The organism is Streptomyces sp. NPDC088246 (assembly GCF_044741025.1).
GTDB lineage: Bacteria > Actinomycetota > Actinomycetes > Streptomycetales > Streptomycetaceae > Streptomyces.
Map to the genome: position 1 here is coordinate 1 of NZ_JBIURV010000109.1, position 9,344 is coordinate 9,344.

At 66.0% G+C, this 9,344-nt stretch carries 9 protein-coding genes and 5 pseudogenes; 8 read left to right on the top strand and 6 right to left on the bottom strand.

Translation table 11 applies throughout. From position 1 onward, the window contains the following. Positions 1–348 (top strand): DDE-type integrase/transposase/recombinase (locus ACIPEK_RS45445; protein WP_402008668.1); only part of this gene is annotated, 348 nt, incomplete at its 5' end. Positions 349–415: 67 nt separating this feature from the next. Here ACIPEK_RS45445 and ACIPEK_RS45450 read toward each other — a convergent pair. From ACIPEK_RS45450 to ACIPEK_RS45460, 3 genes and pseudogenes are all read right to left on the bottom strand, one after another. Further along, positions 416–793: pseudogene (locus ACIPEK_RS45450) on the bottom strand (transposase); the annotation flags it as partial. Positions 794–1,315: 522 nt separating this feature from the next. After that, positions 1,316–1,888, bottom strand: a complete 573-nt coding sequence (locus ACIPEK_RS45455; protein ID WP_402008670.1) for a GNAT family N-acetyltransferase — start codon at positions 1,886–1,888, stop codon at positions 1,316–1,318. Between the two features lie 116 nt (positions 1,889–2,004). Next, a pseudogene (locus ACIPEK_RS45460) lies at positions 2,005–2,139 on the bottom strand (ATP-binding protein); the annotation flags it as partial. Positions 2,140–2,284: 145 nt separating this feature from the next. On the opposite strand from ACIPEK_RS45460, the gene ACIPEK_RS45465 reads away from it, so the two are divergent. Both ACIPEK_RS45465 and ACIPEK_RS45470 read left to right on the top strand, forming a co-directional pair. Continuing rightward, positions 2,285–2,485 carry a hypothetical protein gene (locus ACIPEK_RS45465; RefSeq protein ID WP_402008672.1) on the top strand — a complete coding sequence of 67 codons (201 nt, stop codon included), beginning with the start codon at positions 2,285–2,287 and terminating at the stop codon, positions 2,483–2,485. A gap of 91 nt (positions 2,486–2,576) precedes the next feature. Then, complete coding sequence (locus tag ACIPEK_RS45470) at positions 2,577–2,951, top strand: hypothetical protein (RefSeq protein ID WP_402008674.1); 375 nt, start codon at positions 2,577–2,579, stop codon at positions 2,949–2,951. A 33-nt stretch (positions 2,952–2,984) separates the two neighbouring features. Here ACIPEK_RS45470 and istB read toward each other — a convergent pair. Then, positions 2,985–3,755, bottom strand: a pseudogene (gene istB, locus ACIPEK_RS45475) (IS21-like element helper ATPase IstB). Then, positions 3,752–5,169: pseudogene (gene istA / locus ACIPEK_RS45480) on the bottom strand (IS21 family transposase). The pseudogenes istB and istA overlap by 4 nt, the downstream one beginning before the upstream one ends. Before the next feature lie 110 nt (positions 5,170–5,279). Between istA and ACIPEK_RS45485 the strand changes: the two are divergent. The 5 genes from ACIPEK_RS45485 (at position 5,280) to ACIPEK_RS45505 (ending at position 9,065) form a co-directional block, all read left to right on the top strand. Continuing rightward, positions 5,280–6,179: a tyrosine-type recombinase/integrase gene (locus tag ACIPEK_RS45485; RefSeq protein WP_402008676.1), complete on the top strand. Its 900-nt coding sequence runs from the start codon at positions 5,280–5,282 to the stop codon at positions 6,177–6,179. After that, the gene (locus ACIPEK_RS45490; protein ID WP_402008678.1) at positions 6,176–6,490 is read left to right on the top strand and encodes a helix-turn-helix domain-containing protein; all 315 of its coding nucleotides are present in this window, start codon (positions 6,176–6,178) and stop codon (positions 6,488–6,490) included. Before ACIPEK_RS45485 ends, ACIPEK_RS45490 begins: the two co-directional genes overlap by 4 nt. Positions 6,491–6,892: 402 nt before the next feature. Next, a complete protein-coding gene (locus ACIPEK_RS45495; protein ID WP_402008680.1) occupies positions 6,893–8,134 on the top strand; it encodes an integrase in 1,242 nt (413 codons plus the stop codon). Positions 8,135–8,167: 33 nt separating this feature from the next. Further along, positions 8,168–8,632: a DUF6228 family protein gene (locus ACIPEK_RS45500; protein ID WP_402008682.1), complete on the top strand. Its 465-nt coding sequence runs from the start codon at positions 8,168–8,170 to the stop codon at positions 8,630–8,632. After that, the gene (locus ACIPEK_RS45505) at positions 8,625–9,065 is read left to right on the top strand and encodes a hypothetical protein (RefSeq protein ID WP_402008684.1); all 441 of its coding nucleotides are present in this window, start codon (positions 8,625–8,627) and stop codon (positions 9,063–9,065) included. Before ACIPEK_RS45500 ends, ACIPEK_RS45505 begins: the two co-directional genes overlap by 8 nt. A gap of 83 nt (positions 9,066–9,148) precedes the next feature. On the opposite strand, the pseudogene ACIPEK_RS45510 reads toward ACIPEK_RS45505, so the two are convergent. Further along, a pseudogene (locus tag ACIPEK_RS45510) lies at positions 9,149–9,344 on the bottom strand (ATP-binding protein); the annotation flags it as partial.

Below are 9,344 nucleotides of genomic sequence, written 5' to 3' on the forward strand. Positions count from 1 at the left end.
CTCAAGAGAACCTGCTCGGTGCCGAGGGTGATCGTCACCGACAAGCTCCGCTCCTACGGCGCGGCCCACCGCGAGGTCATGCCCTCCGTCGAGCACCGCTCCCACAAGGGCCTCAACAACCGGGCAGAGAACAGCCACCAGCCCACCCGGCAGCGTGAACGTGCGATGAAAGGCTTCCGCTCCGCTGGCGGGGCGCAGCGGTTCCTGTCCGCGTTCAGCGGTATCTCACCGCACTTCCGGCCCCGCCGCCATCTGATGACCGCCCCCGACTACCGCACCGAGATGCAGCACCGCTTCACCACCTGGGAGCAGGTCACCGGCACCGCCGGTCTGTCCACCACGGCCTGAGCACAGGCCCCGAACCAGGCCCCACCATGCCCCGACACACCGTCAGACACCCACACACCCAACAACGTGACAGCGCCGTCTTGACGCTCTGCGCGTCGATGACGCAGGCGGTCGGTTCGGCGGCCCGTCCTTCCTGCTCACGGACCAGCCGGTGCAAGCGGACGCCGAGCTTCTCGATCGTGCCATCGGCGGTCCAGGCGCTGAAGTAGCTGAACACGGTTGTGTGCGGAGGGAAGTCGTGCGGCAGGTAGCGCCACGGGACCCCGGTGCGGTTGACGAAAAGGATTGCGTCCATTACTTCTCGCAGGTCGGTGACCTTGCCGCCGAGGTTGAGCGAGGTCTTCTGCCGCTCGGCCCGCCAGGCCGTCAGGGTCGGCTCCATCAGGGTCCAGCGGGCATTGGAGAGGTCGCTCAGGTACGGCTTGCGCTGCTGCGAAGAGGTCATGGGGATACTCATGCACAAGGCGTCCGACCGGGCATATCGCTCGATCAGGTGAGGCAAAAGCGATTTTGAGCATGTATTCGAACCAGACAGGAGCTTTCCGAAGTAACTGGGATGAAGCGCAGGATCGCGTCAGCCAGTTGGACATTCCGCTAAAATCCTCCTGCTTACGCAGAATTCAGACGCTAGACAAGCCCCCTGAACCCGTACATATGCAGCAAGAACGTCCTCTCAGAGCCAGCAGCCACCGTGGGGTCAACCGCCCCAGCCACCCAGCAACAACCCCTACACCACCCCCGCTCCCCCACAGCGCCGTCCGAAGTGGACACGGAAGCGAGTCCTGATCCCGGCCGGCGTCATCTTGTTCGTCGTCGGCGTAGGAATTGGCAGTGCGGATGATCCCGCGAAGAGCCAGAAGAGTGCCGGCGCACAACCTGTCTGGCTTCGTTCACTTCAAGGGACAGCATTTGTTGGTGAGTTTGGGCAGCAGAATGGTGCGAGCGGCAACCGGAATGTTCACGAAATTTAGCGGTGCTTCGTGGGATCAGTCGACGACCCGAGGTCGTCGGGCAGCAGGGAAAACAGAACCAGGTCGACTCGAGCTCCGTGCACGAAGCCAGCGTTTCGCAAGTTGCCTTCGCGGTGGAAGCCAGCCTTGAGGGCGACTGCCTGGGACGCGGTGTTTTCGGTGGCAGCTCGCAGTTCCATCCGTTGGAAGTGCTGGCTGGTCAGGAGCCAGTGCGCCAGCGTGCGGGTTCCTTCGGCTGCGATGCCGTGACCGCGCGCCCAGGGTGACACCCAGTAGCCAACTTCGCTCACCAGCGCTCGCCAGTCCGTCTTCTTCAAGCCGACTTGGCCCATCAAGCGCTTGGTGCTGGCGTCGGTGATGGCGAATTGGATTCCGTCGCCGCTGTCCCGCATCGCGCGTGCAGTGGTTGTGCACCAGGCTGTGGCATCGTCCAGCGTGTAGGGCTGGGGCAGAGGAAGCCATCGTTGAGTGAGGGAGTCCGAGCAGCTTGCATGTGTGTCCGGGATGTCGCTGCTGTCGAACGCGCGGAGGATCAGTCGTCTGCTGTGCAAAACCGCCTCGGGGAACATATCCGGCTCCGTCCGCAACCGACCGACTGGTCCGAGAGACGGTAACAAGGGCCGCCGGTCCGTAGATCGGCGGCCTGGTCAGAAGCGAAACAGGCTGCCAGTCAGCTGGCTGCGACTTACTCTTCGGCTCGCGCTCGGGTGCTGGCGAGGCGGTAGGAGTCGGTGCCGGTCTCGATGATCGTGCCGTTGAACGTGAGGCGGTCGACGATGGCCGCGCAGAGGCGGGGGTCGGTGAAGGTTTTGGTCCAGCCATCTGGGGCTGGCACATGTTCCTTTTCGCGGATCGCAGCTGCCACCGGCCCGTATCCATCTCCTGCTGTCCTCGTTGGTCTTCATGGTGGTGCCCGGATTCTCCAGGTGCTGCCTTGATCGGTCAGGTGCGAGGAAGGTGTGCCGGTGACATCCCGATTGAGGGTGGTCCAGGGTGGTGCCGTCCTACTGGAGCCGGTGACCGCCGATCCGTGGGAGTTTCAGGCCGACTGCGTTGAGGCGTTCGTTGCCTCATGGCGGGCCCGTGGGTTCAGCCCGGTGACGGTAGAGAACGACATCGGACTGCTGGAACGGACGCTCACCGCGCTGTGTCGGCGTACGGCCTAAGCTCCCCAGCCGCGTACGGCTGAACGTCCCCAGCTATGTCGCGGGAAGCAGCACGGTTGAGATAGTCAGGCTGGCCGGAGGCACTCACACGATGAGTCGTAGCGCATCGCCCGAATCTGTCGAACGAGCTTGGGACGGGCCGTGGTATCGGGTTCGCATGGAAGCCTTCGAGGCATCATTCCTGCCCAGCTCGGACGAGGAGTTGGACTCTGTGTGCAACGTCGATGTCTTCGTGGACCTCAAAGACGGCTCCCGGTGGAGCGCGACTGTCTTCACGGTCTCCGAAGTCGAGCGCCTGATGGAGACCTGGGCAGGCAGCGACGAGGCTCTCGGCGGCCGCTACTTCTGGGTCTCGGACGGCCTGATCGTCCGGGATCCCGGCATCGACAACATGACCCATGTGATCGCCGGGCTGATCGAGACGGACGAGTTCTCCAGGATCTTCCAGCGACTCGACGGCGAGTGACCACGCCCTCGGGCTCGATAACGAAGCAGCGTGTCAGGCCACGTCTGTGTCCTGCTCGATGGCCTTGAGCCGGTTCTTCAGCCGGTAGCTCGGTCCGTTGATGGAGATCACGTCGCAGTGGTGCAGGAGGCGGTCGAGGATGGCGGTGGCGAGGACTTCGTCGCCGAACACCTGTCCCCATTCACTGAAGGTCTTGCTCGAGGTCAGGATGATCGAGCCCTTTTCGTAACGCTTTGAGATGACCTGAAAGACCAGGTTCGCCTCTCCACGTTCGAGGATCTCGTAGCCCACCTCGTCGACCACCAGGACGCCAGGCCGCTAGTAGGTGCCCAGCTTGTTGGCCAGGCGCCCGGCAGCTTCGGCGGCTTTGAGGTTGCGGACCATGTCGTCGAGGCTGGTGAAGTAGACCGAGTAGCCGGCCCGGCAAGCCGCAACGGCGAGAGAGACGGCGATATGCGTCTTGCCCACCCCCGGCGGTCCCAGGAGAGCCGCGTTCGCCTTGGCCTCGACGAACGAGAGGGTGGCGAGGTCTTTGACCTTGCGCGGGTCGAGGTCGGGCTGGAACGAGAAGTCGTACTCATCGAGCGTCTTGTGGTGCGGCAGCCGCGAGAGCCGCAGGCCCTGGCGGAAGCGACGGTCGTCGCGGACTGCCAGTTCCTCGGAGAGGACCAGGTCGAGGAAGTCGAGGTAGCCCATCTTCGCCTCGTCCGCCCGACGGGCGAACTCGTTGACGGTTTCCGCGAGGTGGGGCAGGCCGAGCTTGCCGGCCGTGGTGCGGATACGGTTGCCGGTCAGCTCGCTCAAGACGATTCCTTCGTCGCTCGATGGGTGGTGAAGGGGCGGGTGCCGGTCAGCTCGTCATAGACCGACAACGGTCGGCGCCCGACCTCGATCCGGGTGGCCGCGGCCCTGTTCAGCAGGGCCTGCAAAGGTCCGGCCTCCTCGCCCCGCGGCCGCTCTTGACGAGGCTGGACCGGGATATCGCCGGTGGTGGTCCGGCGTCCCTTGCCGGTGGGCAAGCCGTCCCAATGGGACTCGTCGACGACACGAGCACCCCGGCCGATCGCCCGGGGATGGGCCGCCAGCAACGTGCTGCCGTGGGCGTCGGTCAGGGTGGCATGCAGCATGACCTGGTATTTCGTTGCCCGGATCTCGACCAGCTGGCGAGCACGGACTCGGCGGGCCGGCACGGAGTAGAGGTTGCCGTCGAAGGCGACCAGGCAGTCCTTGCCGACGTGCCGCAGCTGCCGCTCGGCCACCAGATACGGGGTCTGCGGCAGCGGCTTGAGAGCCGCGTGGTCCCTCGCCGCCCGCTCCGCGATGACCTCCCGGTGCGTCTTGTGGATCTGGCCCGCCGCACGGGCACCCAGGCGTTGAACGCGGCGTCCATCTCCTCGACGGACGAGAACGACCGGCCGGACAGGACATGGTCGCGGACGATCAGCACCTGCCGCTCAACCCGGCCCTTGCCCTGCGGGCGGTAGGCGGCCAGCACATCAATGTCGAAGTCGTAGTGCCCGGCGAAGCCGACCGCTTCCGGATGCAGCGGGACAGCCTCACCAGGGGCGACGTGCCGGCGGACGACGGTCTTCGTCCGGTCATAGACGATCGTCATCGGAGCCCCGCCGAAGTGTGCGAACGCCCGGCGGTGGCAGTCGAAAAACGTCTGCAGGTCCTGGCTGGTGGTGAAGCAGCAGAACGGGTCCCGCGAGTACGAGAGCGTCATGTGGAAGGAGTAGACCTTCGCGATGCCCATGTGGGCGAGGATCTTGCCCTCATCTCCCCAGTCCACCTGGGCCTGGGCCCCTGGGATCACCTCGAAACGGCGGTGCATCCCCGCCAATTCCTTGGGCGTGATCCCGAGTTCCTCAGCGATCCTCGGCCGGGCCGTCTGCACGTAGAGCTTGACCCGCTGATAGTTCCCGGTGAAGCCGTACTCCTGGACCAGCCGCTCGTGGATGACCGCGGCCTTCATCAGGACCTCGGCCCGGAGCATCGAGTCGATCAGCGGACCGAACTCGTCGATCACCCTTGCCCGCGACCGCCCGCTCGGCGATCGCCGCGGAGGGGTTGCTGGCCCCGGTGCCGACAGGTACTTGCGGACCGTCTTGCGGTCCAGCCCGGTCTCCCTGGAGATCTCCGACAGGCTCATCGCACCTGACTCCAGCAGGCCACGAAAGCGCCGAAGCTCCAGCCAACGCTGCGGATCCAAGACCACTACCAGCCCCCTCCGCCGCCCGTATCGACCAAGCAGAAGAGTGCCGATCAGCAGGTCTCACCGCATCAGCAACTGTCCCTTTTCATCCGTACGAGGCTGGGGACGTTCACGTGTACGCCGACACGCTGGGCCAGCCCGCGTGGGAGGTCACTCCTGAAGACATCGACCGTGTCGTCGGCGACCTGGCCCTTGCCGGGCGGGCGGCATCGACCCGCCGCGAGTATGTGCAGATCTTCAAGGGCTTCCACCGGTTCCTGCAGGTCCGCAAGGCCGTCGAGATTGAAGCGGGGTTCGGCGTCCGCTTGGTCTGCCCAGTGGACGAGTTCAACGCCTCGCGGCATGTCGGGGACGACTCCCCGGCCCAGCTGCCGCCGCCGACCCCGGAGCGGGTGGCGGAGTTCTTCGACTTCCTTAAGGCCCGGATCGCCACCGCCCGCAAGTACGCACCCGCGGCCCGGGACTATGCGATGTTCCGGACCCTCTATCACGCCGGCCTGCGCTCGGAAGAGGCCTCCCTGCTGGACCGTCCCGACGCCCACTTCTCGCGGGGCCCGTTCGGGAAACTCCACGTGCGATTCGGCAAAGGCGCCCGCACCTCCGGGCCCCGGCCGCGCTGGGTGCCAATGCTGGACGGCCTCGACCTCGTCCTGCGCTGGTTCCTCGACGATGTTCGCGGGAAGTTCCCCGACTCCCCGGTGCTGTTTGCTGACGAGTCCGGCCGAAATCTGCACCGCGGGACGATCCGCAACCGCCTGCGGTATCTGATGGAACTCGAAGGACGCCCGGCCACCGACCGTTTCAGTCCGCATGCCCTGCGGAGAGCCTGCGCGACGCATAACTACGAGCGTGGTGTGGACCTCGTGACGATCCAGCAACTCCTCGGTCACTGGACGGTCAGCTCGACCATGAGATACGTCCGGCCGTCTGCGACGTTCATCGAGGACGCTTATCGCCGCGCGGTGACCACCACTCTGGGCGAGCTCACTGTTGAGGAGGGCAGCCCCGCATGAAGATCCGATGGCGCCTGCGGATGGCCGCCGCCCAGCGTGAGGTGTGGACCGGCACTCAGCTGCAGCGACTTCTGGCCGAACGTGCCGGCCTGCAGATGTCCTCCGCATCGGTGTCCGCGCTGTTCACCAAGGAGCCCTCCCAGGTGAAGATGTCCACCCTGATCGCGTTGTGCACCGCGCTGGAATGCACTCCCAACGACCTGTTCGAGGTCGACACCACCCCCGTCGAGCGTCCTGCCGCCCCACCGAGGCCGGTCGCTGACCTTCCCCCAGCAGCCTCCGCCTGCGGCCGTTCGATGCCGCCGCTCTGACCGGTTGGCATCGTGGGCGTGAAACAGAGCGACTGCATCGGCTGCGGGGCCCCGGTCGGCTTCATCGACCGGCAGTACTGCTGTCGCTGCACGGCCCGGCAGAAGGAGGCAGCGACCAGGGCCGCTTGCCCCCGCTGCGGCCAGCAGCGCGTCCTCCAGGAGGACACCGGCCGGTGCATCACCTGCTCACGCGTGTGCATGGCCTGCGGTCACCCGGTGAGAGACAAGACAGCGACGTTGTGCCGGGACTGCTCGCGCAAGACTGAACGCGACGCCGCCAAGGCGTCCTGCCCTCGGTGTCATCGGCCTGGCTATCTGCGCGAGGACACCGGCTGGTGCGGGCATTGCTCGCGTCCCCGCCAGACCAAACAGCCGCCCCGGACCTGCCGCGAATGCGGCCTCGTGCGGCGCCATGCCGGGCTGGGACTGTGCTCAGCCTGCTGGCAGCGTCACCCTGACCGGCCCTTCGTCCGGGCCGAGAACCTGATCGCCGAACTCGCCGAACCTCCGGAATGGCTGCGGGACTTCGCCGCCGACCTCGCCGCCAAGTACTGCGTCAGCCGCGCCTGCACGATGATCACTTCCCTGGGACGGCTTCTCCTGGACGAGCAGCCCAACCACCCGCAGGCACTGCTCGAACGCTCTCGTCGTTCCGGACGCTCGATGGGCTCCCTCGCCCGCGCGCTGGAAACCTCCTTCACCGGTCAGGGCATAGCCATGGCCACCGATCAGGGCGAGCGGCTCGCGGCCGGCCGCCGACAACGTCGCATCGATGCCGTCCCCGAGACCCTGCGGCCACCGGTGGATGCGTTCGCCGCTTTCATGATGAGCTCGCGCGAAAGGGCCCGCCGTGCCGGAACACGGCCTCGCAGCGATGCGACCGTCGAGGCGGCACTGGTCATCATGCGTGACCTCGCCCGCTTCCTCACCGGCGAACGCGGCAAGCACGACTGGGCGCTGACCGACGTCCACGACGTCGAAGCCTTCCTCGCTGGCTCGCCCAAGGCCCGAAAACGTCGGCTGGTCGTGCTCGGACAGTTCTTCCGCTTCGCTCGCTGGCGGAAGATCGTGCTGGTGGATCCCACCCGCGGTCTGACCTGCCGAGGATCGAGCGGCTTCACTGGGGCAACGCTGACACTCGACCAGCAACGCGTGTTGTTCCGTCGCTGGACCACCGACCGGGCCGTCCACCCGCACGAGGCCCTGCTGGGCATGCTCGCGCTGTTGCACGGCGCCTCAAGTCGTGAGGTCAAGATGCTGCAGACCGTTGACCTCGACCTGCGGGCGAGGACCGCCCGCCTCGGCGACCGCCCGCATCCGGTCCCATTGGACCCGGCGTCATGGGCAGTGCTGGAACGCTGTCTGGCTCACCGCGAAGCCCAGCGGACCGACAATCCCCACGTGATGGTCACCCGCCAGACGAAGTCCGGCCGGGGACCGGCATCCACCGCCTATCTCAGCCACGTCCTCGACGCCTGCGGCTTCCCGCCCCGCATGATCCGCTGCACTCGTCTGCTCGACCTGGTCAACACCATGGACCCCAAACTCGTCGCCGCTGCCTTCGGCATGGACCCCGAAGCCACCATGATCTACCTCGCCGACCGCGTCGATCCCGGCCGCCTGCCCGACCCAGAATCACGGTGACGGCGGGCGACCAGCTGACCTACTGTTCAGCGAATGAGCACTCACGACATTGGTCTCAACGAATTGACCGAGGTGGTCGTCCGCTCCCAGGACAACCCCGCGGTCAGGGTGAGGTTCTGTGACCGTTTCCGTCCGGACGAAGACTGCGTGCACTACGCCATTGAGGCATGCGCGCCCGGGCTGAATGCCCGTGTCGATGAAGTAGTCGCGTGGATCTGGTACGCGGACCTGGTGCCCTTCCTGGAGGAGCTGGCCCGGGACTTTCGAGGGTGGGACGGAGAGCGCGTCTGGCAGAACAACGATCACGACCTCACCCTCAGAGCGGTCTTCCGGTCGGGCGGGCATGTCGGGTTGACCTGGACTCTTCGGCCCTGGCCGGCTACCGCCGGCGGCTGGGAGGGTTCCGTCACCACATGGCTGGAAGCCGGCGAGCAGATGTCCGCCCTTGCCGCCGATCTCCGCCGCTTCCTCCACGAGAATTGGAGTGATCGTGGCTGACCTGCCGACGAATGAGCGTCTCTATATCTGGGGGCGGAACTTGTTCCAGCAACAGCAGGAACCCGTCCCCTGGGCCGGAAACGTTCTTGCTGCCGCGGCCCGGAAGATGGGGCGGTCACCAGAGATCGACGAGGCCCTGATCCTGGCAGAACGTGAAGACCAGTGGCCGCGGGGCCGCGAAGTCTTCGACCGAATCCGGCGACGGAGTCTGAGCAGAGAAGACCCGCTGGCTGAGGAACACGCTCTGTACTTTGCACTCGCGGAACTGGTGGCCAAGCTCGCGCATAACGCAGCGGGACAGCGACCGCCCTTCGATCACGACGCGGGTTGGCGCGTCGGGCCGACTGCATATCGCCTCGCCGCGGCGGCGGACGATCTGGAGCTTCACAAGAATCTGACGCGGGCCCTGGGCGGATGGCCACAGGGCATCTGACTACGAGAGTTCCCGCTATGCCTCGTCGAACCTGTCGCAGTTCGGCAGCACCTCGCACGGGTTCGCCGGAACATGTGCGCTTTGCCGAACGACTCGTTGGAGGCGATGGCGACGCTGTTCTTCTCCTCGCGTTCGGTAAGGACCTGGAAGAGGAGTTCGGCGCCGTGGCGGTCGAGTTCCATGTAGCCGATTTCGTCGATGCAGAGGAGGTCGACGCGGCCGTAGCGTGCGATGGTCTTGTTCAGCTGCTTCTCGTCGGCTGCCTCGACCAGCTCGTTC